Origin of the sequence: uncultured Pedobacter sp. (genome assembly GCF_913776295.1) — a bacterium.
GTDB lineage: Bacteria > Bacteroidota > Bacteroidia > Sphingobacteriales > Sphingobacteriaceae > Pedobacter.
The window spans coordinates 1-24,311 of sequence record NZ_CAJYOJ010000044.1; the positions used below are offsets into that span (position 1 = coordinate 1).

Annotated in this window: 19 protein-coding genes; 4 read left to right on the plus strand and 15 right to left on the minus strand. The window is 40.1% G+C overall.

The features are described 5' to 3' along the window. Positions 1-587: 587 nt before the first annotated feature. Together QZ738_RS08720 and QZ738_RS08725 are read right to left on the minus strand one after the other, a co-directional pair. Positions 588-3,248 (minus strand): hypothetical protein, encoded by a 2,661-nt coding sequence (locus QZ738_RS08720; RefSeq protein WP_293786649.1) that lies wholly within the window; start codon positions 3,246-3,248, stop codon positions 588-590. Beyond that, the gene (locus QZ738_RS08725; RefSeq protein ID WP_293786650.1) at positions 3,245-4,201 is read right to left on the minus strand and encodes a GLPGLI family protein; all 957 of its coding nucleotides are present in this window, start codon (positions 4,199-4,201) and stop codon (positions 3,245-3,247) included. Before QZ738_RS08725 ends, QZ738_RS08720 begins: the two co-directional genes overlap by 4 nt. Before the next feature lie 660 nt (positions 4,202-4,861). Between QZ738_RS08725 and rplU the strand changes: the two genes are divergently transcribed. Next, entirely contained in the window at positions 4,862-5,173 is a 312-nt protein-coding gene (gene rplU, locus QZ738_RS08730) for a 50S ribosomal protein L21 (protein ID WP_196099264.1), read from the plus strand. A gap of 51 nt (positions 5,174-5,224) precedes the next feature. After that, positions 5,225-5,635, plus strand: a complete 411-nt coding sequence (rpmA, locus tag QZ738_RS08735) for a 50S ribosomal protein L27 (RefSeq protein WP_293786653.1) — start codon at positions 5,225-5,227, stop codon at positions 5,633-5,635. 250 nt (positions 5,636-5,885) lie between these two features. On the opposite strand, the gene QZ738_RS08740 is transcribed toward rpmA, so the two are convergent. The 13 genes from QZ738_RS08740 to QZ738_RS08800 all read right to left on the minus strand — a co-directional run bounded on the left by QZ738_RS08740 (position 5,886) and on the right by QZ738_RS08800 (position 21,368). After that, entirely contained in the window at positions 5,886-6,860 is a 975-nt protein-coding gene (locus QZ738_RS08740) for a polyprenyl synthetase family protein (protein WP_293786654.1), read from the minus strand. A 43-nt stretch (positions 6,861-6,903) separates the two neighbouring features. Next, on the minus strand, positions 6,904-9,036 hold the full coding sequence (gene rnr / locus QZ738_RS08745; protein WP_293786655.1) for a ribonuclease R: 2,133 nt from the start codon (positions 9,034-9,036) through the stop codon (positions 6,904-6,906). A 130-nt stretch (positions 9,037-9,166) separates the two neighbouring features. Beyond that, positions 9,167-10,201 carry an exo-alpha-sialidase gene (locus QZ738_RS08750; protein WP_293786657.1) on the minus strand — a complete coding sequence of 345 codons (1,035 nt, stop codon included), beginning with the start codon at positions 10,199-10,201 and terminating at the stop codon, positions 9,167-9,169. A 3-nt stretch (positions 10,202-10,204) separates the two neighbouring features. Next, positions 10,205-11,911, minus strand: coding sequence for an ABC transporter ATP-binding protein (locus QZ738_RS08755; protein WP_293786659.1), 1,707 nt, complete (start codon positions 11,909-11,911; stop codon positions 10,205-10,207). Beyond that, on the minus strand, positions 11,911-12,171 hold the full coding sequence (locus tag QZ738_RS08760; protein ID WP_293786661.1) for a hypothetical protein: 261 nt from the start codon (positions 12,169-12,171) through the stop codon (positions 11,911-11,913). The genes QZ738_RS08755 and QZ738_RS08760 overlap by 1 nt, the downstream gene beginning before the upstream one ends. After that, positions 12,171-12,884, minus strand: a complete 714-nt coding sequence (locus QZ738_RS08765; RefSeq protein ID WP_293786663.1) for a 3'-5' exonuclease — start codon at positions 12,882-12,884, stop codon at positions 12,171-12,173. Before QZ738_RS08765 ends, QZ738_RS08760 begins: the two co-directional genes overlap by 1 nt. A 283-nt stretch (positions 12,885-13,167) precedes the next feature. Then, positions 13,168-14,073 carry a DUF72 domain-containing protein gene (locus QZ738_RS08770; protein ID WP_293786665.1) on the minus strand — a complete coding sequence of 302 codons (906 nt, stop codon included), beginning with the start codon at positions 14,071-14,073 and terminating at the stop codon, positions 13,168-13,170. 14 nt (positions 14,074-14,087) lie between these two features. Continuing rightward, a complete protein-coding gene (locus QZ738_RS08775) occupies positions 14,088-14,441 on the minus strand; it encodes a DUF5615 family PIN-like protein (RefSeq protein ID WP_293786667.1) in 354 nt (117 codons plus the stop codon). Next, positions 14,434-14,670 (minus strand): DUF433 domain-containing protein, encoded by a 237-nt coding sequence (locus QZ738_RS08780; protein ID WP_134203763.1) that lies wholly within the window; start codon positions 14,668-14,670, stop codon positions 14,434-14,436. The genes QZ738_RS08775 and QZ738_RS08780 overlap by 8 nt, the downstream gene beginning before the upstream one ends. A 93-nt stretch (positions 14,671-14,763) precedes the next feature. Continuing rightward, a complete protein-coding gene (locus QZ738_RS08785; protein ID WP_090496099.1) occupies positions 14,764-16,152 on the minus strand; it encodes an arginine decarboxylase in 1,389 nt (462 codons plus the stop codon). 1,353 nt (positions 16,153-17,505) lie between these two features. Continuing rightward, positions 17,506-18,084 carry an alkylphosphonate utilization protein gene (locus QZ738_RS08790; protein ID WP_293786669.1) on the minus strand — a complete coding sequence of 193 codons (579 nt, stop codon included), beginning with the start codon at positions 18,082-18,084 and terminating at the stop codon, positions 17,506-17,508. A gap of 807 nt (positions 18,085-18,891) precedes the next feature. Then, complete coding sequence (gene ctlX, locus QZ738_RS08795) at positions 18,892-19,803, minus strand: citrulline utilization hydrolase CtlX (protein WP_293786671.1); 912 nt, start codon at positions 19,801-19,803, stop codon at positions 18,892-18,894. A gap of 119 nt (positions 19,804-19,922) precedes the next feature. After that, on the minus strand, positions 19,923-21,368 hold the full coding sequence (locus tag QZ738_RS08800) for an arginine deiminase family protein (protein WP_293786673.1): 1,446 nt from the start codon (positions 21,366-21,368) through the stop codon (positions 19,923-19,925). A 293-nt stretch (positions 21,369-21,661) separates the two neighbouring features. On the opposite strand from QZ738_RS08800, the gene argS reads away from it, so the two are divergent. Continuing rightward, on the plus strand, positions 21,662-23,434 hold the full coding sequence (gene argS / locus QZ738_RS08805; RefSeq protein ID WP_293786675.1) for an arginine--tRNA ligase: 1,773 nt from the start codon (positions 21,662-21,664) through the stop codon (positions 23,432-23,434). A gap of 87 nt (positions 23,435-23,521) precedes the next feature. Then, positions 23,522-24,286, plus strand: coding sequence for a TSUP family transporter (locus tag QZ738_RS08810; protein ID WP_293786677.1), 765 nt, complete (start codon positions 23,522-23,524; stop codon positions 24,284-24,286). Positions 24,287-24,311: the final 25 nt, after the last annotated feature.

Genomic DNA, 24,311 nt, shown 5'->3' on the forward strand with positions numbered 1-24,311 from the left:
CAGATCAAATGGATTTTAGAGATCAGGAAAGTTCTGATAAAGTTCTGCGTTAATCATCTTAAATCGGCGGGAGATTATGCGCTTCCGCAACAAACATTAGTAACAGTTATTTTTCCCGCAGATCAAACGGATTTTGCAGATCAGGAAAGTTCTTAAAGCAACGATCTGGGTTGATCATCTTAAATCAGCGGGAGATTATGCGCTTCCGCAACAAACATTAGTAACGGTTGTTTTTCCCGCAGATCAAACGGATTTTGCAGATAAAGAAAGTTCGTAAACAATCGTCTGCGTTAATGATCTTAAATCGGCGGGAGAAAATGCGCTGCAACAACAAAACATTAGTAACAGCTATTTTTCCCGCAGATCAAACGGATTTTGCAGATCAGGAAAGTTCTTATCAAGTTCTGCGTTAATCATCTTAAATCAGCGGGAGATTATGTGCTTCCGCAACAAACATTAGTCACAGTTGTTTTTCCCGCAGATCAAACGGATTTTGCAGATCACTAAAGTTCTTAAAACAACGATCTGGGTTGATCATCTTAAATCAGCGGGAGATAATGCGTTACAGCACTTCCCGCTATTAAATCCTAAAAATTTAAAGTCGCCTTTAACATGGCTACCCGCCCGGGAATATCATAAGTCCCGGTAGTAAGGGAGTTGGCTGAAAGGTAAATGGCATCAAACCTTTTAATATTAGTCAGATTCGTGACTCCAAATTCTAAATCGGTCTTCATCTTTAACCATTTGTAGCGCAGGTTTGCATCGGCAAAAAGGTATTTCAAATCAGGTTGTGATGATTGGCGGGTAAACAGGTGTTCAGCAGATAGGTTTACATACAGATTTTTAAATGTGGTAATCGCTAAAGCAGACTGTTGCCTCAATTGCTTAAAATTCGTTTTTACCCCGCCGGCTACCATAGCTTTATTATCGGTAACGGCAAAATTGGCAGCGTAAGACCAGTTGATGAAGTTGCTCAGTTTAGCTTCAAACCCAAGTTTGTAAGCTATGGTTTGCGTGTTAAATGGTAAAAGTGCATTGTTCTGTAGCTGATTGTATCTGCTTTGAGAATAAATAAGGCCGGCATTTACGGTACTTTTTAAGGTAAACAGGTATTTGCTGGCGTTTGCTGCAAGGGAGAAGTTACGCATATGGTTATTAAGCGGCAATACAATTTTCTGTTGGATGTTGTTGCTCAGGTTAAAAGCTGAAATGGTGTTCACCTCCGTATCGCTGTAATTGGCTGTTAAGTTGGCGAATAACATTTGCATGGCTTTTCTAAAGTTGAAACCGGCTCCTATATTATGTGTTTTGGATTCAGTAACTGGTGCGTCGTTTGAAAATAACGACCGGTAGTTTTTTAAGATAGTACCGCGGTACACATCACTAATATTTCCAAGATCGTTTCTGAAGCTATAGTTTGCCGTTACATAATTTTCGATACTGGTTTGATATTTTAGATTAAATGCGGGATTTATAAATAGTTTATTCAAGCTGTTGTCCAATTGATTAAGCGCATCGCTGTAGTTGATCTGGTTGTAGCTCAGTGGTAAGCTTAAACCAGCCTTTAACTTATCATTGGTGTACTCGTAAGTAGCTTCAGTATAAAGTTTAGTCTTAAGCCAATGAAGGTTATTCACTGTATTACCGGCCACAGGCTCTGTTTGCTGATTGTTTTGTGTGCGGAAAAGTTCCGAATTAAGTTGCTGCTGTTGCACATTAAAACCTGCCTTATAGGTTTGTACGAAATTGTTTTTTACAAAAGCGAACGATACATAATTATTGTTATACCAGGTTGGTAATTTAATAAATTGTGTTAAACCGAGGTAGCTATTTCCGTTATTCAAAACATCGGCATTTAGACCGGGCGTAATGTTCAGTGTTTCGGGTTGCGTAGTGCGATTTAAGTAGGAGTAGAAATTTATTATATCGTCCGATTTTAACTTTTTCCGGTAACTAAATTCGTTCGACAAGTCGAAGGTTTCCTGTTTAAGCACCTGGTTTGCTGCTACCTTGTTAATTGCAAAATCTGATGTGGTTTTAAAAGGCGTATATTCCAATACCAGATTGTTGTTCAGGTAGTATTGTTCAGCGTTACCGTTTAGGTTGAACTGCGCCCTAAGTTTTTGTGGATTAATGGTGTTATTTTGCGTTTCGGCATATTGTATGGTTTGACCGGGAAGGTAAGTCTCGGAAAATTTATTGTATTCCTGACGTCTTTGGTCATATAAATAGGAGATATTGGCCCGCAACTGAAGGTCGGGATTGAACTTGTATAGATTATTTAGATTAACTAAGCCAGCTTTATTAAACAGATATCTGCTTTGTGGTAAGAATGGTACTCCGGCAGCGCCCGTAGATAGCAGTCCGTTTGGTTTATCGTTGTCTAGTTTTTTTGTATAATCAGAAAAATTGTGTGCAATAAGGTCACTCCCCGGGTCAGTTCCGATATTGTTTCCTTTAATGTTGTTGATAAATTTTAGTTTTTTATTAAATAACATGGCGGTTAGGTTTTCATCAAATCGATTAGGTATGCCGGCGCCAACGGTGGCATCGCCCATCATTTTAAGCTTAGCTTCATCTTTGATCACCAGGTTTAGAGCAACTTCATCACTCATATTATTTTTGCGCATCATTTTAACAGGTTGATCGTTTTGGATAACCTGCACCTTATCAACAGCCCCATGCGGAATACTTTTGGTGCCTATATTGTATTTGTCATCCAGCAGGTTGTCGCCATCCAAATAAAGGTTAGATATCGATTTCCCGTTATAGCTGATCTTCCCATCCTCAGCCACTTCAACACCTGGCATTTTTTTCAGTACATCGCCAATACTTCTGTCTTGCTTATCGGCAAAGTCGGCAGTGCGGTAATTTAAAGTATCGCCCCTGGCTGTTAATGAAGGTCGGTTTTTTACGGTTACTGTTTCCAGCGAGGTTTCGCTGGTTTGCAAAGTCACTTCGTAATTTTGATTAACATCTGTTACTGTGGTAACCAGCTTTTTGAAACCGATGCTCGAAGCTTCAAGTTTGTAACCCGCAATCGCATCATTTTTGAGTTCCATGGTAAAAACACCATTTTTATTAGTCCGAGTAAAATTAATGATGTTGCCTTCAGGATCTTTTAAGGTGATGTTAACAGACTCAATACCTTTGCCACCAACATCTTTTACCAACCCCTTAAGTGGCTTTTGGGCAAAAACAGCAAAAGCTGCCAGCAAGAGCCAGCAGCTTAAAATGAACTTTCTCATTTTTTATCTTCAATTTCTATCGGGTTGTTAATTGCAGCTTTAATTGTATTTGTGCCGGCTGGGCGTGGTGCCTGATTGGTTTTGAAAGAGCCCTGCATACCATTTGCTGCCATTTGTGCCTGCATAAAACCTTGCGGGTCTTTATCACGGGCGGCTTTAAGTTTATCAAGTTCTTTACGCGTGGTTTTTATGGCATCGGTAGGTAGCTTGATTTCAGGCCCCAGGTAGCCTGTGCTGATATCCATGCCCATAATTTTTACCGAATTCACTCCGCCATTTGGCGCTGCAATTTTCACCTCTCCATCGGCGTTGGTTACGGCAGCCGCCTCTTTCACATTTTCTAATCCTGCAAATTCAAATTTCACTTCCTTTTTATCATCATAAGCTTCTATAATTAATCCAGGCAGGCCATTTAACTTCCAAGGACCGCTTTGAAGTGGAATTTCAGTAGCAAACCAGGCTATCCAGTTACGGCCTTTAAAGCGTGTGGTTGCTTTTTGGCAGGCAATTCCTGAAAAACTCATTGTGTCTTTTAATATCTTCCAGTTAATGGCTGGAGCGGGTTCTTCAATCAGGTAATTGTTGAACACGCGCTCTTTCGTAATCATTTTATGCGCATTTGTAAAAAAGAAATAGTCTTCCTGGGTAAGGGGAGCTTTCGTTTCACTTTTTACTTCAATTTTAACGTTGTTATTGCCTGTCTGGTTCTTCATTTGCTCCATTATTTGCATTTGCATGTTCTTTGCCTGGTTCAGTTTATCATAACTGGTAAATACCGATGCATTTTTGCCGGTTACCAGAAGCATATTCTCTACTTTAGGTTTATCCTTTTGTGTAGTATCAGTTACGTGTGTAAAAGTGTAGCGTACCCGGGCCAACGCTTTGTCTGGTTCCTGGGCCTTTGCCGAAAGTAAAATGGCCGTAGCCAGGCAGGTAATTAGAATTTTTTTCATGATATGGATATTTAGTTTCTATTTAATTTTCGTAAATCTACGAAATATTCGTAATTAAAAAATATTTTAACTTTTTTTAACGAGGAGGGGTACAATGGAAGACGGATGATGGAAAATGGAAGATGTAAAAATGGAAGATGGAAAATTGGGAACGAGAGGGTACGTATTTATTTGCCGGGATGAATAGACACCTACATTTTCGATATGTCATTTGAGTGGAGTTGGAACCGACAGAAATAATATTTGGAAATGAGCGTTGGGTGTTTCTTGGCGGCTTGCGGCCCCGCTTTCGCTTATAGTCCTCGCTGCGCTGTGGGCTATTCCGCTTAATCGGGTTTAGAAACAAAGCTTGTGCACCCTGGAACTTTACAAACGAGAGTATTCCGATTATAGATGATAAGCATCGCTGAAAAAGCGGAGGCCTTTCATTGCTATTGTGTGTGTAGACAGAGTGTGTGCAGGATGCGAGAAAGGAACTAAAATGCGTATCTTGGCGCTTTAAAAAACGATAACGGGGCGGGTAAACGGATCAGGAAGATGGGGCGAAGAAGAGGAGAATGTTTTGACTAAAAATATTTTCGATATCTATTTGTGTGTTAATTGAATTTGTTCTATATTTGCACCTCGTTAAATAAAAATTAAAAAACTAATATTTAAACAATGTACGCAATAGTAAATATAGCAGGGCAGCAATTTAAAGTTGCTAAAGACCAGCACCTTTTTGTACACAGATTACAAGGAGATGAAGGCGCTAGTATTGAATTTGATAATGTATTGTTGGTTGATAACGGTGGTGCAATTACTGTAGGTGCTCCTGCAGTTCAAGGTGCTAAAGTTTCAGCTAAGATCGTATCTCATTTAAAAGGTGATAAAGTAATCGTTTTCCACAAAAAACGTAGAAAAGGTTACAAAAAGAAAAACGGTCACCGCCAGTTTTTCACTAAGATTCAGATCTCTGATATCACGTTATAATTAATTGTTAACCCAATAATCCGCTTTTAGCGGCTTACAAAATATAAAATCATGGCACACAAAAAAGGAGCCGGTAGTTCGAAAAACGGACGTGAATCGCATAGTAAGCGTTTAGGTATTAAAGTTTTCGGTGGTCAGTTAGCTATCGCAGGAAACATTTTAGTACGTCAACGTGGTACAAAACACCATCCTGATAAAGGCGTGGGTATTGGTAAAGACCATACTTTATTCGCTTTAGTTGATGGTACTGTTGTTTTCAAAAAGAAACAAGATAACAAATCATATGTTTCTATTCTTCCTATTACCGATGCGGAGATCGAAGCAGCAATTGCTAAGCCAGCTGCTAAAAAAGCAACTGCAGAAAATGAAGTTGTAGCTGAGGCTGCACCTGCTAAAAAAGCGCCTGCAAAAAAAGCAGCTAAAAAAGACGAAGCTACTGAAGAAGCTGCCGCTGCAGAATAATTAGTACAAAATAATATATTAAAGAAGGTTCTGATGCAAATCAGGACCTTTTTCTGTTTACGCTCGTTTGTTGGTCATTGGTCATTGGTTGATCGGTCATTAGGTCAGTCTGTAAGGAAATTGAGGAGGCGCGCGGATGCATAGCTTAATTTTAAGCGATGTAAATTAGATTTTTCCCCGCCTGTACCGTCAGGGCCTGTCAGCAAAGGCGGCCGTTTCGACAACGGTGAAAACCGTAAAAACGACTACCTTAATATTCCCTGGCCATTAATTGGTGGGTAAGTGTTAACAGGCTTTCTTTTCTTTCATCGCACACATTGATCTGTTTAAATAAGGACAAAGCTTTATCACGGTAATGGTTCATGTGTTCTCTTGCAATTAGCTGTATATCGAGTGTATCGTAAACTGTTCTAACGGTTTCTACCTTTTCTTGTGCATTAAACGCTTTAGCAGTAGTCCAGGTATTTAAAATAGCCTTGTTGTCGCCTTCAGCTAGTTCAAAAGCTTTTAACAGGAGGAAAGTTTTTTTATTGGCAATAATGTCGCCGCCAACCAGTTTGCCAAACTTTTCAGGATCAGCATAAACATCTAAAATATCATCCTGCAGTTGAAAGGCAATGCCTATGTTTTCACCAAATTGCTCAATCAGGTCGGCATCTTTTGCTGATGCACCGGCAATGATTGCCCCTAATTTTAATGCACCGCCCAACAATACAGCCGTTTTGAGTCTGATCATATTGATATATTCTTCAATACTTACATCATCACGTCCTTCAAATTCCATATCAAGCTGTTGCCCTTCGCAAACACCTTGAGCGGTAGCATTGAAAGTATCCAATGCATCTTTAAGGAAAACCGGATTTACTTTAGCCAGGTTTTTATTGGCTTCTACCATCATCACATCGCCACTTAAAATAGCCACGTTGGTACTCCATTTTTCATGTACGGTGGCCTGTCCCCTGCGCAATGGCGCATTATCCATAATATCATCATGTACCAGTGTGAAATTATGGAAAATTTCAATGGCCATGGCAGCGTGGACAGATTCATTGGCATCGGTACCAAACAATTCGGTTGCCATCAGTACCAATAGGGGCCTGATACGTTTGCCGCCAAGGTTGATAATGTAACGGATTGGATCGTAGAGTTGCTTTGGGTAACCTGGTAAATTTAAATTTTGTATTGCGGTATCTAAAATCTGCTGTAATTGTTCTGTAGTTTGCATGTTTGTTTCAACCTTGTGTTTCGGACACAAATGTCTTAATTTTTTAATCAGGAATAAGGGTAAAATCGATCTGACGTTTAGAAAGGTCAACTTTTTTTACACGGATCATTACTTCATCTCCCAGTTGATACTTTTTCTTCTTTCTTTGACCCACGATACAGTAGTTTTTCTCGTCGAGTACATAAAAATCGTCTGATATATCCCTTAACCGGATCATACCTTCGCATTTATTCTCTTCAATTTCTACGTACATGCCCCATTCGGTAACTCCTGAAATAATGCCTTTGTACTCGGTACCGATATTGTTTTCTAAATATTCTGCCTGTTTGTATTTAACTGAAGCCCTTTCAGCATCAGCTGCCCGTTTTTCCATTGCCGAAGAATGTGCAGAAGCCACTTCATAAAATTCCATATCAGCAGATTTGCCGCCGTCAAGATAGGTTTGAAGTAAACGGTGTGCCATCACATCAGGATAACGACGGATGGGTGAGGTAAAGTGGGTATAATAATCGAAAGCCAGACCATAATGACTGGTTTTTTTGGTGGTATAAATGGCTTTGGCCATAGAGCGAATGGCCAATGAGGTTAGAATGTTCTGCTCTTTTTTGCCTTCTACATCGGCCATTAAGTGGTTGAGCGACTTTGCAATTTCCTTATCAGATTTGGTATTGATTTTATAACCGAAACGGGAAGCAAAGTTGGCAAAAGTTTCGAGGGTTTCCATATTTGGCGAATCATGTACCCGGTAAACAAAAGTTAATTTTTGTTTGCCTTTGCTTTTTTTAGCAATAAATTCGGCCACTTTACGGTTGGCTAATAGCATATAATCCTCAATCAGCTTATGGGCATCTTTACGTTCTTTTACATACACGCCTATGGGTTTGCCGGTGTCATCGAGTTTAAACTTAACTTCCGTACTTTCAAAACTGATGGCACCGTTTTTAAACTTACGCTCACGCAGGATATAGGCCAACTCGTTGAGTTTTTCTATTTCGGTTGCGTAATCGCCTGATTTACTTTCAATTAATTCCTGGGCTTCTTCATAGGTAAATCTGCGGTCGGAGTGGATTACGGTACGGCCATACCATTCATTTTGAATGTTTGCCTGTTCATCAAGTTCAAAAACGGCTGCAAAGCACAATTTATCTTCGTGTGGACGAAGCGAACATACACCGTTACTTAAACGCTCCGGCAACATCGGGATTACACGGTCAACCAGGTAAACCGAGGTAGCGCGGCTATACGCTTCTTTATCAAGTTCACTTCCCTGAATCACATAATGTGAAACATCGGCAATGTGAATTCCGATTTCGTGGTTGCCATTTGGTAGTTTCTGGTAAGAGATGGCATCATCAAAATCTTTTGCATCTGCCGGATCAATGGTAAAGGTTAACACCTCTCTGAAATCTTTGCGTTTAGCGATTTCAGCAGCAGGAATTTCTTCCGGAATTGCATTTGCTTCTTTTTCTACCTGTGGAGGAAATTCGAGCGGGAATCCGTATTGAGCCAGAATGGCATTCATTTCGGTGTTGTTTTCACCCTGGTTGCCCAGCACATGTTTTACCACACCTATTGGATTTTTCGCACTTTCAGGCCAATCGGATAATGTGACCAATACCCGTTGTCCACTTTTTGCACCATGCGTATCGGCTAACGGCACAAAAATATCATGCATCATTTTTTTATCGTCGGCAATAACGAAAGCAAAGCGATCTGATATTTTAATTACACCTGTAAAGTCTGATTTCGCTCTTTTAATAATTTCAACTACCTCACCATCATTTTTACGGCCACGTTTTTTGGCAAAAACATAAGCTTTTACGGTATCGCCATGCAGCGCATTTTTAAGCTTGCGGGGAGCTACGAAAATATCTTTTTCAAACTCATCTTCAGGAACAATATAAGCAGAACCATCGGCCGTCATATCTACCGTACCAATAATAAAGTTCTGTAGTTCTTTGAGTTTAAATTTCCCTTTTTGAGGTTCTAAAAAAATGCCTTCGCTTTTTCCTTCCTTTAATATCTCTAAAATCGTCTCTCTTGATTCCTGATCGTTTAGGTTCAATTTGGCCGAAACCTGTTTGTAATTAAGTAACTGATTGTTGTTTTTTTCAAAAACATCACTAACCAATTGATTCAGAACCAATTTAATATTTGCCGATTTTTTCTTTGCCATACGCTCAACTGAATTTACCGAAGATACAGAAAAGATAGGGAAGTGGCAGGATTTGCAGTGTAAAATGTGGGGGAGGTATGAGATTTGAGAAGTGAGCAGTGAGATATGAGATCCAAGATGAGGATCCCAACTATTGTTTTGTTAACTTAAGTTCTACATAGGTAATGTTTTTACGCTCAGCAGTATAACTGATATGGATGTTTCCTTTATCATCCTGAATAATGGCTGGATAGCTATATTCGCCCTTCAAATGGTTTTCGAGGGTATAGATGTCTTCCCAGTTTTCACCATCGCTTGATATGGCCAGTTTTAATACCGAGCGGCCTTCCCACCAGTTTTTACCTGCTGTTAAAGGGTTGTAAACAAGCAATTGCCGACCGTCTTTTAAGGTTACCGCATCGCTGCCCGAATTGGGATTGGGCAGTTGGGTAGGCTTTAGTTTTGACCAGGTTTCGCCGTCATCTGCCGACCAGCTTTCTACAATTACGTTTTGGCGGCTTCTGCAAAGCAATTGTAATTTATGATTAGGATAGATAAGGATGGATGGCTGGATAACGCCAAAGGTATCACAGTCGATCTCTATTTTCCTCCAGTTTTGGCCATTTGCATCCGATTTTTCGATGTGGATATGCCAGGTTTTTTCATCCTGGCTTTCGGTGCTTGACGGATAGAGAATGGTTCCGTTTGCCAGTTGGATGGGTTTGTTTTTGATAGGTCCCAGGAAATTTTCCGGTAATTTTTTAGCTTCAGACCAGCTTTTACCATTGTTGGCAGACGTTTTATATTCGGCCCACCAGGTACGGGGATTTAAGCCTACTTTGTAATGTAAAAATAAGATGCCGTTTTTTGCTTTAAAAAGAACCGGATTCCAGCAGGCTAAACGGCTGGTATCACTTTGTATCCCGTTGGCAATTTCAATAGGCTGGCTCCATTCGGTGCCCTTTTTTACCGCCGACCAGATAACCACATCTTTGCTGCCTTCGTGTTTACCACCAAACCAGGCGGCCATTATCTTTCCGTTTCCGAGATCAACCAGTGTGGAAGCATGGCAGGCTTCGAAAGTCACCTGCTTAAAAATAGGGCCTGATTGTATTATTTCTATTTTTTGCGCGTAGGTTGCTATGTAGAGCAGCAGTATAACAGTAAAAGAAAAAAATCTTTGCATAATTTATGGTTGGCCGGGAATAGCGGCTATAAGTTTCCGGGTATATTCGGCCTTAGGGGCATTAAACAATTCTTCAGGGAAGCCTTCTTCTTCAATTTTACCTTTATTCATCACTAAAATCCGGTCAGAAATATGCTTGATTACCGCCAGGTCATGTGAAATGAAAATGTAAGTGAGGCCAAACTCTTCCTGTAAGGACCTGATGACGTTGAGTACCTGCGCCTGAACAGATACATCAAGCGCTGATACAGATTCATCGCAAATGATAAATTTAGGCTGTAATGCCAAAGCCCGGGCAATAACCACGCGTTGCCGCTGGCCTCCGCTAAACTCATGTGGGTAGCGGTTAAAATGCCCGGCCTTTAAACCAACTTTCTCTAAAAGTTCTATTACTTTTTGTTTGCGTTCGGTATCATTTTGATAAAGCCGATGTACCTTCAGGGGCTCTAATATGGATTGGCCAATACTTAACTTAGGATTTAGCGAAGCATAGGGATCCTGAAAAATAATCTGGATATCTTTTCTGAGCTTTCTCAGCTCATTTTTATTTAGGTGCGTAATATCCTGACCATCAAATATGATATTGCCGGAAGTGGGTTGGATCAACCTGAGGATGGTACGGCCCAGGGTGGTTTTTCCGCAACCAGATTCACCGACTAAACCAAGGGTTTCACCAGGAAAAACCTCAAAGTTGATACTGTCTACCGCTTTGACATAATCGGTAGTTTTACCGAATAATCCGTTGCGGATAGGATACCAGGTGCATAAATCTTTAATTTGCAGTAACGGTTTTTGCTCATATAATTTTTGCCTTCTCTGTGTAATTTCAGTTAGTGTTAACTGATTAGCAGCCATTAAATAAGCAGGTAAATCTCCGGTTTGGTGGTTTAAAAAGTCAGCTACAACCGGTAATTTTTTTAATTGCAAGTTTGGCGAGGGTCTGCAAGCCAATAAACCTTTTGTATAAGGATGCTGTGGATTTTCGAACACTGATTTTGCCGAACCCTGTTCCACAATTTCTCCTTTATACATCACGGCAACACGATCGGCAATTTCGTTTACCACACCTAAATCGTGCGAAATAAAGATCATGGCCATGTTGCGCTCTGTTTTAAGCTTAAGAAGCAATTGCAGAATGGTTTTTTGAACGGTTACATCCAGGGCCGTGGTGGGTTCGTCGGCAATGAGCAGTTTAGGGTTGCAGCTTAAAGCCATGGCAATCATTACCCGCTGTTTTTGTCCGCCTGAAATCTGGTGCGGATAACTGTCAAAGATCTTTTCGGGCCGCGGAAGTTGCACTTCATTAAACAGCGCAATAGTTTGCTTTTTCGCTTCAGCTTTACCCACCTTTTGGTGCAGGGTAATCGCTTCAGCCACCTGATCGCCGCAGGTAAAAACAGGGTTCAGGGAAGTCATGGGTTCCTGAAAAATCATTGAAATCTGGTTTCCCCTGATCTGTCTGATTTCGTTGGCATTTAAATTAAGCAGGCTAATGTCTTCAAAATCTATATCACCGGTAATTTTGGCAAGGCCTTCATCGTGTAAACGCATAATGGAAAACGAAGTAACCGATTTGCCGGATCCCGATTCGCCTACTATACCCAAAACAGTACCTTTTTTAACCGTAAAGCTAATTTTTTTAACTGCATTGAACCAGCTTCTATCTTCCTGGTTGTAGAAATCAATATTTAAATTTTCAACGTTTAGCATTAAATTTTACCGATTACAATTTCTTTTGAACCTGATTCTAAACTATTACAATCATCTAAATGATAATGGCAACCGAGGGGAGTTTCGATTTGTGCCAGAAAAAGCAGCTGTTTTGCTAAAGAAATTAAGCCTGACTGGTTCGCTGAGATCACAATCTGATCATTTATAACTTTGCTTTTAATTACAAATCCATCCTCCCACATAGATATAGCACCCTTTTCTTTATCGTATTCCGGAATGTTTATTTTTAATTCAGCCATCAGGTTACAATGGTAATATTTTCTTCCGGAATTATATCCATCCCTTTAAATTTTAACAGCACCTGTGCCGTAGTAATTACATCTTTCTGGCAATAGGTTACAATCCGGGGCAGGTTTTTTTCTTCATAGTATACCTGTTTTACCTGACTGCCGTTGATATCATCTTTTGGAGTAGGTATATCCAGAATGGCAGCCAGGAGGTTAAGCGACGTGAAATGTTTATAATCGCCAAATTTCCAGAGTTCCATGGTATCGATATGATTAATTTCCCAGGGTTTTTTGCCCGATAATTCCAGTTGTAAAGGAATTTCTATTCGATTGATCAGAAGTCTCCGGCACAGGTAAGGAAAATCAAACTCTTTTCCGTTATGGGCGCAGAACATCAGGTTTGGCGTTTGTTTGTTCAGCAATGTTGCGAATTGTAAAAGAATTTCATGTTCATCATGGCCGGAAAAGGATTTGATGCGCAGTTTGTTTATTTTTTCCTCCGTATAAAAAATGCCGAGACTGATGCAGATAATTTTACCAAATTCGGCCATGATACCTGCACGGTCGTAAAAGTCTTCAGCACTTTGGTCACCATTGCGCTGGTAATGCGTTTTTTGTTCCCAAAGTTCCTGGAACTGAGGTGGTACATCCTGAAAGGAAGGATATTGTGGAACGGTTTCAATATCAAGAACCATAACCTGGTTTAAATCTATCGTTTTTAACATATAAACAGTTTTCAGTTAACAGTTTTCGATTAACAATTTACAGTTTTCTGTTCATAATTATAGAGACAGAGTGTATTTAGTTACACATGTGAGCAGGCAGGTCACGCTTTAGGGGAAGGAAAAGTCAGAAATGACTTTTCTATTTTTGGTGCATATAGCAGTCCGAAATTGGGTGAGCAGTCTTGAAGCCCGTTATTAGGGATTTGTAATCCCTAATAAAGTTTGTCTTTTAGCGCGGATTTACGTAGTAGAGATAACGATTATTGGCTAAATGTAATCTAAACTAAAATAAGCTTGGTGAACCGGGCGAAGCCTGGTTGGCCATTGCAGGGATCTTTAAATTTGTCCCCACCGCTTTGTTCAGTTTTTCTGTAAAATAAGCGGAGAATAACGGAGAGGAAAGTTCAACATTTTGATGTACAAAGAAGTATAAGTTTTCTAAACCCTGCTCTTTCCAGGTTACAATTCTTTCAATCCAGTCATCCAAACGCCTTTTATCGATTTCGTCATCATTGGCACCCACAAAACGTATAAATGCTGTTGGTGTAGTTAACCGCATGTGCAGCATGTCTCTTCGGCCCGAAGTATCAACAAGGATGTTGGTAATCCCATTGTTTTCAAAAAGTTTTGCAAATTCATTCGCGATGGCCGGATTGGTAAACCATTCTGTATTTCTCACTTCCACACCCAATGGGATTACCTTTGGAAATTCGTTGATTACAATTTTCAGCCTTTCAAAATCCTTAGGTTTAAAGTTATCGTGCAGCTGAAGAAAAGCCATGCCCAATTTATCTTCGAAATTACTAATGGCATCGCAGTATTGCGCTACAGGTTCCTTCACGTTGATTAATCTTTTAAAGTGACTGATGGTATTGGTCAGTTTCGGAAAAAATTTGAAATCTGCAGGTGTTTTTTGTGTCCAGGTGATAACCTGTTCACGGGTAGGCATACCGTAGAAAGTGGCATTCAATTCGATCGAATTAAACTGGGTAGCATAATAGGTCAGTTCATCCTTTGTTCCTTTTGGATAAAAACCTTTTAAATCGGCCTTGTTCCACTTTGCACAGCCAACAAAAGCCTTAAAAACCTGTTTAGGTTTATTTTGAGCCAAAATGGCCGCAGTTTCCGGAGCATCTGCCGGAAGGGTATAATCTATTATGGAAGGATCTTCTACTTTACCGAATTGCATTTTTTAAAAATATGTTAGGTGATACTAATTACGTTGACTTCTTCTGTTTTATTTAAAAGAACTTCTAATGCTGGGTTAATCTTTGGTTCCAGCCTTTGCCAAAACAGTTTGTTTGAACAATTCCCGAATTTAATAAGAATAAGTTTTGGAGGAGCACCAAACCAATCGATTAATTCTTTGAAATCAGAATCCTTGGAAACAATTATGACATTCTTTTTAATTTGAGCCATTCTAAAAATGGTCAAGTCATCTACTGAATGCAAATTTAGGCAGAAAGAGGATCTTGTTTTAAAATTTGTGTATTCTGAAATCCACTTGGCAATTATAGGAGATATATTGGTGTCGACCCAAATTTCCCAATCATTCATACATTAAGTCCTCATCTACTTTTTGGGCGCTGTATAAAAGGACAGCCCTAATATCTTCCTTTTCCAGGATGGGATGTTCTTCGAGGATTTGTTCCTCACTCATGCCACTTGCTAATAGTTCAAGTATATCAGAAACCGGAAATCTCAACCCGCGTATTGTTGGTCTTCCTCCCATCAAACCATCAGTAGCAATGATCCGATCGAATAACTTAATTTGTTCACGTGCCATATTCAAATATAAAAAAAAATACCTCAGTAAAAAAACTGAGGTATTTATGTATTTTAATTAATGTTTTGTTTTACGCTCGCTAAATCAAATGATCTAGTAACCCAGTATCTTCAACACTTGCTTACTGTTCTGCTCTTCACCAAAAACTTCAAAATTGAAACTCTCGTCACGGTTTCTGCGGATTAACACATGTTTCGGACTTGGCAATAAACAGTGATGTATACCGCCATAACCGCTCAATACCTCTTGGTACGCACCTGTATGAAAGAATCCTAAATACTGCACCTTACGGGTTTTAGGCATAAATACACTGTTCATGTGGGCTTCCTGGTTGTAATAATCCTGTCCATCGCAGGTAATACCGCCAAGGTTAACCCGTTCGTACTCTGCATCCCAGTTGTTAATTGGTAGCAGGATATATTTTTGGTTTAAAGCCCAAACGTCTGGCAGGTTGGTAATAAAAGAACCATCCAACATTAACCAGCGTTCGCGGTCGTTTTGCTGTTTACGCCCTAAAACCTTGTATAAGATACCCGAAGCCTCCGCAACGGTATACTTACCAAATTCGGTAATAATATCTGGTTCCATAACTTCGTGGATGGCGCAGATTTCTTTAATCCTTTTTACAATTTCGTTTACCATGTATTCGTAATCGAAATCAAAAACCAGCGAATCTTTGAACGGCATACCCCCGCCGATATCAAGCGTATCCAGATCAGGGTTGATTTTTTTGAATTTACAGTAAAGGGTTACGTATTTTTCCAGTTCGTTCCAGTAATAAGGCGAATCGGTAATTCCAGAATTAATAAAAAAGTGTAATAGCTTTACACGGAAGTTAGGATTGTGTACAATTTTGTTGTTATAAAAGTCGATTACGTCTTCCATACGCACACCTAACCGCGAAGTATAAAACTGCGAATCTGGTTGCTCTTCGGCCGCTATACGGATGCCCAGGTTACAAGGGGTATCGATATCTACCTCATCATCAAAAAGGTTAAATTCCTCTTTGTTATCTAAAACCGGAATAATATTGGTATAACCATCGTGTAGCATATCAATGATATACTGTTTGTACTGGTAAGTTTTAAATCCGTTGCAAATAATGGTTGTATCTTTGGTTAATGCACCTTTTTTTTCCAATGCATCAACCATAGGCATATCAAAAGCAGAAGAAGTTTCGAGGTGGATATTGTTCTTTAGGGCTTCTTCAACAATGTGTCTGAAATGCGAACTTTTTGTGCAATAACAATATTTGTAATCGCCGCGATAGTTGTTTTTTAAGATGGCAGTTTGGAAAAGAATTTTCGCCTGTTGAATTTTCTTGCTTACCATGGGTAAGTAGGTGAAACGTAGGGGAGTGCCATAAGTTTCGATCATTTCCATCAGGTTTAAATCCTGAAAATATAATTCATCATCTATCACATCAAAGCCTTCCTGCGGAAAGCCAACGCTTAGATCGAGAAATTCGGAGTAACTCTGCATTTACTGTTAAATAATTTTTGCAAAAATGTAATTTTAAATCGAGAATTAAACGGTATTAAGAATATTTTTACGGTGAATAAACGCTTAGATTAGCTACTAAGTTTCAATAGCGGGTTATTTTTAATAAGGAGCATCAATATATTTTATTTAACTAAATGGAAATCAGTAATATATAAGTGGTGATTATGTTTCCTGTATAAGAAAAGCAGGTTCCTGTTTTCTATAGATTTTGGTTAGCCCTGCTCTCTACTTTACTCGTTGCACTTGTGTTCGTTTCGATCAGGTTTAGGTGGCAAGAACCGTACAGCTATTGATGGTTTTATAGCAAGGTGCTTTAATGTGAAAGTTTTCCGTGTGTTCTGAGCTTCCGTGGCAAAAAATAAATGGTTCGTGCAGATACGAACCACGGCAGAAAAGGTTTGTTAAGTAAAAAATGATGCTTGCTGATCACGTGGAAAGCAGTTTCCTTTTTTTATGGGTCGGGTTAGTCCTGCTCTCCACTTTACTCGTTGCATTCGTGTTCGTTCCGATCAGGTTTAGGTGGCAAGAACCGTGCAGCTATTGATGGTTTTATAGCAAGGTGCTTTAATGTGAAAGTTTTCCGTGTGTTCTGAGCTTCCGTGGCAAAAAATAAATGGTTTGTGCAGACACGAACCACGGCAGAAAAGGTTGGTTAAGTAAAAAATGATGCTTGCTGATCACGAGGAAAGCAGTTTCCTGTTTTTATGGGGTCGGGTTAGCCCTGCTCTCCACTTTACTCGTTGCACTCGTGTTCGTTCCGATCAGGTTTAGGTGGCAAGGACCGTACTACTGTTTAGGTTTTTATAGCCCGGTGCTTTAATGTGAAAGTTTTCCGTGTGTTCTGAGCTTCCGTGGCAAAAAAATAAATGGTTCGTGCAGACACGAAACACGGCAGAAAAGGTTTGTTAAGTAAAAAATGATGCTTTCTGATCACGAGGAAAGCAGCTTCCTGTTTTTATGGGGTCGGGTTAGCCCTGCTCTCCACTTTACTCGTTGCACTCGTGTTCGTTCCGATCAGGTTTAGGTGGCAAGGACCGTACTACTGTTTAGGTTTTTATAGCCTGGTGCTTTAATGTGAAAGTTTTCCGTGTGTTCTGAGCTTCCGTGGCAAAAAAATAAATGGTTCGTGCAGACATGAAACACGTCGTATATTGGTGATAATGGCATTGATAACGATACAATCGTTGGGCTACTCAGGCACGTGTTAGAAACGCGCGCTAGCTATGAGAGTGAAGGATATGGTTTTGTAACGATACAATCGTTGGACTACTCAGTCACGCGTTTGAAACGCGCGCCAACAAACAACTGCTAACACGAAACGCCAGCTCGAAATTAACCTTTTCTCAGATATTTAGTTAAAATCACAATGGTCTGCCCTTCTACTTTACCTTCAATCTGTTCAGTATTATCATGTACCAAACGAATGTTTTTGACTACAGTACCCAATTTAGCACTCAATGTTGAGCCTTTAACATCAAGGGTTTTAACTAAAACTACGGTATCGCCTTCAAATAAACGGGTGCCGTTGCTGTCCTGATGGAATTCCACTGTGCCTTCCTGCTCATGGTCGCCGGTTTTTTTAGCCCATTCCAATGTCTCATCATCGAGATATAAAATATCCAGACTATCTGCTGCCCAACCTTCATTTCTCAGCCGGCTTAACATGCGCCAGGCCACTACCTGAACAGGGGCAAATTCAGACCACATGGTTTCCGTCAAAATTTTCCAGTGACCGGCATCAAGCTGTTCATTTTTTTCAATCTGATCTAAACAGGTCTTACAAACTAAAATGCTATTATCGGCATTGGCGTTGCTGGTGGGTGGTACCTCGTAAACCGATAAGCTGTTTTGAGCGGTACACAGTTCGCATTTATTGCCTGAACGGGTTTGCAATTCTTGTAGTAAAGACATGGGTATATAAATTTTCCGCGAAAGTAATAAAACTAATTGGAATAAGCAGGGATTCTGATGTATACAAAACTTCTTCATATCGATCCTCGGCAAAAAAATTAAGTGGTTCGTGCAGGCACGAACCACGGCAGATAAAAATAACAAGTACTATCCGGTCTCAGCGTCCACTATCTAGTCTTAGCGAGACGCTAAGACGCTCTGTAAGATTGAATAGGATTTAATATTTAAACGATAATTTGGAAAGCACGTTCCTGTTTTTTATAGGTTTGGGTTGGCCCTGCTCTTCACTTTACTCGTTGCACTCGTGTCCGTTTCGATCAGGTTTATTCATTTAGGCCGGTGCTACTATTTGCGGTTGAATAGCAAGGTGTCCTATCTGGTTTTAGCGTCTCGCTAAGACGCTCTGTAAGATTGAATAGGATTTAATATTTAAACGATAATTTGGAAAGCAGGTTCCTGGTTTCTATAGGTTTTGGGTTGGCCCTGCTCTCCACTTTACTCGTTGCACTCGTGTCCGTTTTGATCAGGTTTAGCTGGTGAGGACCGTTCAGCTATTTATAGTTTTATAGCAAGGTGCGTTAATGTTTAAATTTTCCGTGTGTTCTGGGCTTCCGTGGCAAAAATAAATGGTTTTTGAAGATACGAACCATTGGTTATATATTTGATAATGAGGTTAAAAAGAGGAAATCGTTAAGCTGTCAGGCACGCGTTTTAAACGCGCGCCAGCAGTTTTTATCAGAGCATAATGGTTCGTGGAGACATTAACCACGGCGAACAATAGCGCTATATTAAGAATAACTATACCGTTTATTTAACCGGCAAATGTATTTCTGCCAGCATACATCTTGCGCTGCCACCGCCATTTTTTTCAATGGTGTAAAGTGGAGCATAAATGATGCGGCTGTATTGTTCCAGCGCCTTAACTTGTTCAGGGTCTAAGGATAAATAAGCCTGCTCAGACATTACCAGCAAGCTTTCGCCGCTCGTATTGGAAACCTGTAACATATTCCCCGCAAATTTATTCATCTGCGCTAAACTGATTTCGATAATTTCCTTACCGCTACCTTTTAAACTGATGCCCACCTGCAGACGTTCTTCAGCATTGCGGATCGAATCAAGGCAAATTACGGCAAAACGATCGCCGATACACATCATCACGTTGGTGTGGTAAATCGGGAAGTTATCGCTATCTACTGCCTGGAAAACAACAGATTCATACCCGGTAAGCATGCAAAAGTTGTTTAAAACCTCTTCATCTGTACGTACACTTAAGCAGGCATAGGCAATTTTATGGGTTCGATCCAGTACCATACTACCGGTACCTTCTAAAAAAGCATGCTGCATTTCATAAAAACTCAGGTCGCTAATATGGTTTACTTCAAAGCGTTTTTTCAGATCTTCGAGTATTTCCTTCCTGCGCTCTAAACGGCGGTTTTCAGAAAACATAGGGTAGAGGTAAACCGAACCATCTTCGTGAAAAGATACCCAGTTGTTCGGAAAAATTGAGTCGGGGGTTTCTGGTTGCAGGCTATCATCAACTACCGTAACATCAACCTCGTTTTGTCTCAGCAGTTCAACAAAACCATCAAACTCTTTTAAGGCCTGCGCCTGTACGTCCTGGGTTTCGGATGCAACCTGAAATTTGTTGTTCGCCGCGGTTTGCTCGTTATACTTAAAATCGACCGGGCGGATCATGAGGATATGGCTGGTAGTCTGCATAATGGTAAAAGATAAAAGGCGTAAGGTTTAAGGTATAGGGTGAAAAGTATAGGTTGCAGGGGTTAAGGTAAAGGGTTTAGGCATATAAACCTTACACCTTTTACCTCACGCCTTTCACCTCAGATATCGTCTCTTAAAATAGGTAAACTCATGCAATGGAAACCACCACGGGCACGCGAAAGTTCTGCTGATGGCATTAAAATCAATGTATCGGTTATGGTTTCTGCATTTACCCTGCCACTTTCAAGATCCTGGATTAAATCTTTCACATCAACCACATCAAAACCGGCAGCTTTAAAGGCTTCAACGGTTTTATCATTTCGATCATAACCTAACACTACACCTTCTTTAATGGCTAACAAGTTACACGAATCAGTCCATTGTTCTCTCGAATCGTAAGGGAAAGTATTGTTTCCGCTATATATAATTTTAGTAGGTTCAGTACTTTTTAAATCATGCTGACTGATATCGTTCAGCAAAGCTTCCACGTGCTCAAAATGCTTCGGTTCCTGCGGGTTTGCTTTGGTAAACTGAATGGCTGTGGTCGCTTCGAGCTTCTCGGGTTCCTTTAAGAAGTTGATCGGCTCATAAGGATTGTATTTCGGTGAATGCGCAATTGAGTTTAAAATGACCCAGGTATTGCGTTTTACCTGTGTGAAAACGGTATCAAGGTGCATATAATCTCGCTTGCTCGGTATTTTTACCACGGTCACTTTTTCGACCACATTTTGCTCGAATAATAGTTTAATGGCTTCGTTGGCACCATGTTCTGATGTCCGTTCGCTACAACCGATTAATACATGATTGGGACTTACCATCATTACATCTCCACCTTCCAATGTGGTGCTGAAAGCAGGCTCATCTCCAGGGCGTAAAAAATGCATGGTCACATCCGGAATCTCGAGGATGTTGTTGCGGTAGTTTTCAAATAAAGGGTGGTTGAAAAAAATATAACGCATTAAAAGCGTTTCGCGTACGCGGGCTTTTTTGGCCGGTTTATTTAACAGAATGTGGTTGTTGATGGTGGTTCCCACATCCCGGGTAAAAATCAGGTTGGGAATTGGCGCAAAAATCATGGTATCATCTGCCAGCGTTCCCGAAATAAAAATCTCTGCAAGTTCTTTAGCCGGCGTTTTGGTCAGTGCAATTTGCACTTTATAGGTACAGCCTTCAATAGCACAAACTGCAGCTACCAGTTTCTTCCGGATGGATTCATCTTCCAGCATTTCACTCAGTAAATTCTGTATTTCAATTACTGCTGTCGAGTTGTGAAACTCAGGATGATTGGGCTTATAGAAATTTCGGTTGGCCGCTTCAGAATCAATTTCGGCCAGTTTGCCTTTTATCTTATCCGGATCTAAAAAATACATCAATAATTTGATGTAATAATCGTACTCCCCCTTACGGATGGTATCTAAATGTACAATATCTTCAAAAAGCCAGTCTTGTGCTTTCGAAGGTACCACTTTGCCCAAACCACTATCCGGGCTATGAATTAACAATTTACGCAACCTGCCGATTTCGGTGTTTACATTCACTTTAAAGTTTAAATTCTGCTCGCTCATAAATAAATTAATTGTTACAAATCTATTAGAATTTTTTAAAAGTCAGAGGTCGGAAAGTTTGGAGGTCTGAAGAATTGCCAGGCCACTGAACTAGATCCGTGGCTTTATTGCACAGCCAAAACATCTTAAACCTTATTGCAGCGACAGCTCCCGATTCCTTCAATCGGGACTATAGCGGAAAGAAGGACCATCAGTACCGACATGCACTACAGCACCTTTCCAAACGTGTAGAAGCTCAAAAACCTTCCCGCTTAAACCTTTCACCTTCCGCCTTTTTTACCTATTTTTACGCCATGAATTTTATTATTACCGAGACGCAGAAAGCTATTTTGGAGCTTTATAAAGAAGAAATAGCCGAAAGTGTAATCAATATACAGGAAACCCGTAAAGAATTTGAAGGTCAGGTTACTATTGTAGTTTTTCCCATCACTAAAATCTCTAAAAAATCGCCTGAACAAACGGCTACCGAAATTGGCGAATACCTGGTTGCCCATTTAGAAGATATTACTAAATTTAATGTTGTTAAAGGCTTTTTGAACCTTAGTATTGCTGAAAGTTATTTCTTAAAGCAATTTAACGAAGAAGTTTTAGCGACTGATTTTGGTGTTTTCCCATCAAACGGGAAAAAGGTCATGGTAGAATATTCATCGCCGAATACCAACAAACCGCTTCATTTGGGGCACGTACGCAATAATTTATTGGGTTATTCGGTTTCTGAATTGCTTAAAGCTTATGGCTACGATGTGGTAAAAGTGAATCTGGTAAACGACCGTGGTATTCACATCTGTAAATCGATGCTGGCCTGGCAAAAATGGGGTAATAATGAAACGCCGGAAAGTACAGGTGAAAAGGGCGACCATTTGGTTGGAAAATATTACGTGATATTTGATCGGGAATATAAAAAAGAAATTGAAGCTTTAAAGGCAGCAGGACAAACGGAAGATGAAGCCAAGAAAAATGCTCCATTAATCAAAGAAGCGCAACAAATGCTTTTAAAGTGGGAGCAGGGCGATGAAGAGGTGGTTTCGCTTTGGAAAAAGATGAACGAATGGGTATATGCAGGTTTCAATATTACCTATAAAAACCTGGGTGTAGATTTTGATAAGTTTTATTACGAAAGCAATACCTATCTATTAGGAAAAGGCACGGTTGATGAAGGTTTGGCCAAAGGTGTTTTCTTTAAAAAGGAAGATGGTTCTGTATGGATTGATTTAACTGAAGATGGTTTAGACCAGAAACTGGTACTGCGCGCCGATGGTACTTCGGTTTACATTACACAGGATTTGGGTACTGCCGAAATGAAACACGACGATTTCAACATGGATGAGTCGATTTACGTGGTCGGTAACGAGCAGGATTACCATTTTAAGGTTTTGTTTCTCATTTTAGAGAAACTGGGCAAAAGCTGGGCGAAAGGTTTATACCACCTATCATACGGCATGGTTGATTTGCCTAACGGAAAGATGAAAAGCCGTGAAGGAACCGTGGTAGATGCCGATGAGCTGATTGAAAGCATGATCAGCACTGCACGCGAGAAAACGGAAGAATTGGGTAAAACCAACGATTTTCCTCAGGAAGATAAAGAAGAGCTGTATAAAAACATTGGCTTGGGTGCTTTAAAATATTTCTTATTAAAGGTAGAACCTAAAAAACGTTTGTTGTTTAACCCTGCAGAGAGTATCGATTTTCAAGGAAATACCGGACCGTTTATTCAGTATACGCACGCCAGGATTAAATCATTGTTAAGTAAATCTGATTACAAGTTTGGCGTTGGGAGTTTGGCGTTTGGCGGGATAAGCGATGTAGAACTGGAAATGATCCTGCAATTGGCCAGATACCCTGCAGAGATAGAAATTGCGGCCAAGGCTTTTAGTCCGGCGAGTTTAGCCAACTATTTATACGAACTGGCCAAGCTGTTCAATAAGTTTTACCATGAGGTTCCTCCAATAGTAAAAACAGAAGATGGGGAGGTAAAACAATTCCGCCTAAACCTTTGCAAAAAAACGGCCGATATTATTTATGCCGGCATGCTCATTCTGGGTATTACTTCTCCGGAAAGAATGTAAATGTAAAGAAAGCCGTAAAATGGAAGATTTGAAATTGAAAATGTGAGATGGAAGAGGTAAGGTGGCTGATCTGTTGACAAGTGTAGAATGGCAACAGAACTGATTTTACTTTGTTTGGTGGCTTTTGCTGCCGGATTTATAGATGCAATTGTAGGTGGCGGTGGTTTATTGCAAACCCCAGCCATTTTACTCATTTTACCTCATTACCCCGTTGCCACACTTTTAGGAACAACCAAAATACCATCGGTTGCGGGAACAAGTTTAGCTGCATTTAAATATTCCCAACGAGTTAAATTTAATTTCAAAGTGCTTATTGCCTGTGCCAGCACGGCATTTGTTTCCGCTTTTCTGGGCGCTTTTCTGGTGAGCAGAATCGATAATTCGGTAATTAAGCCCATTATCCTGGTGGTATTGGTTTTTGTAGCCATTTACACTTATTTTAATAAACAATTCGGGATCCATCAGGAAAAGCATCATTCTATTCAAAAGCAAGTCTTAATGTCGGCTGTTTTTGGTTTGGTTATCGGATTTTATGATGGTTTGATTGGCCCCGGCACGGGAGCTTTTCTCATATTGATTTTCGTTGCCGTGATCGGCTTCGATTTTATTGGTGCGAGTGCGCATGCCAAAATCGTGAACATGGCAACCAATTTGGCGGCAATTCTTTACTTCAGTTCAACCGGGCATATCTTATTTCAATATGCCATACCCATGGCCGTTTTTAATCTCTGTGGTTCTTTTTTTGGCACCAAACTGGCCTTATTAAAGGGAAACAAATTTGTGAGGATATTTTTCCTTGTTGTGGTGTTTGGTACGATTTTGAGATTTGCTTATGATGTATTATTAAAGTAAGATAATCTTATTAGATTTGTTAATC

Coding starts and splice junctions, on each gene's coding strand:
- QZ738_RS08720 (WP_293786649.1), bottom strand. CDS start 3,248: ATGAGAAAGTTCATTTTAAGCTGCTGGCTCTTGCTGGCAGCTTTTGCT.
- QZ738_RS08725 (WP_293786650.1), bottom strand. CDS start 4,201: ATGAAAAAAATTCTAATTACCTGCCTGGCTACGGCCATTTTACTTTCG.
- rplU (WP_196099264.1), top strand. CDS start 4,862: ATGTACGCAATAGTAAATATAGCAGGGCAGCAATTTAAAGTTGCTAAA.
- rpmA (WP_293786653.1), top strand. CDS start 5,225: ATGGCACACAAAAAAGGAGCCGGTAGTTCGAAAAACGGACGTGAATCG.
- QZ738_RS08740 (WP_293786654.1), bottom strand. CDS start 6,860: ATGCAAACTACAGAACAATTACAGCAGATTTTAGATACCGCAATACAA.
- rnr (WP_293786655.1), bottom strand. CDS start 9,036: ATGGCAAAGAAAAAATCGGCAAATATTAAATTGGTTCTGAATCAATTG.
- QZ738_RS08750 (WP_293786657.1), bottom strand. CDS start 10,201: ATGCAAAGATTTTTTTCTTTTACTGTTATACTGCTGCTCTACATAGCA.
- QZ738_RS08755 (WP_293786659.1), bottom strand. CDS start 11,911: ATGCTAAACGTTGAAAATTTAAATATTGATTTCTACAACCAGGAAGAT.
- QZ738_RS08760 (WP_293786661.1), bottom strand. CDS start 12,171: ATGGCTGAATTAAAAATAAACATTCCGGAATACGATAAAGAAAAGGGT.
- QZ738_RS08765 (WP_293786663.1), bottom strand. CDS start 12,884: ATGTTAAAAACGATAGATTTAAACCAGGTTATGGTTCTTGATATTGAA.
- QZ738_RS08770 (WP_293786665.1), bottom strand. CDS start 14,073: ATGCAATTCGGTAAAGTAGAAGATCCTTCCATAATAGATTATACCCTT.
- QZ738_RS08775 (WP_293786667.1), bottom strand. CDS start 14,441: ATGAATGATTGGGAAATTTGGGTCGACACCAATATATCTCCTATAATT.
- QZ738_RS08780 (WP_134203763.1), bottom strand. CDS start 14,670: ATGGCACGTGAACAAATTAAGTTATTCGATCGGATCATTGCTACTGAT.
- QZ738_RS08785 (WP_090496099.1), bottom strand. CDS start 16,152: ATGCAGAGTTACTCCGAATTTCTCGATCTAAGCGTTGGCTTTCCGCAG.
- QZ738_RS08790 (WP_293786669.1), bottom strand. CDS start 18,084: ATGTCTTTACTACAAGAATTGCAAACCCGTTCAGGCAATAAATGCGAA.
- ctlX (WP_293786671.1), bottom strand. CDS start 19,803: ATGCAGACTACCAGCCATATCCTCATGATCCGCCCGGTCGATTTTAAG.
- QZ738_RS08800 (WP_293786673.1), bottom strand. CDS start 21,368: ATGAGCGAGCAGAATTTAAACTTTAAAGTGAATGTAAACACCGAAATC.
- argS (WP_293786675.1), top strand. CDS start 21,662: ATGAATTTTATTATTACCGAGACGCAGAAAGCTATTTTGGAGCTTTAT.
- QZ738_RS08810 (WP_293786677.1), top strand. CDS start 23,522: ATGGCAACAGAACTGATTTTACTTTGTTTGGTGGCTTTTGCTGCCGGA.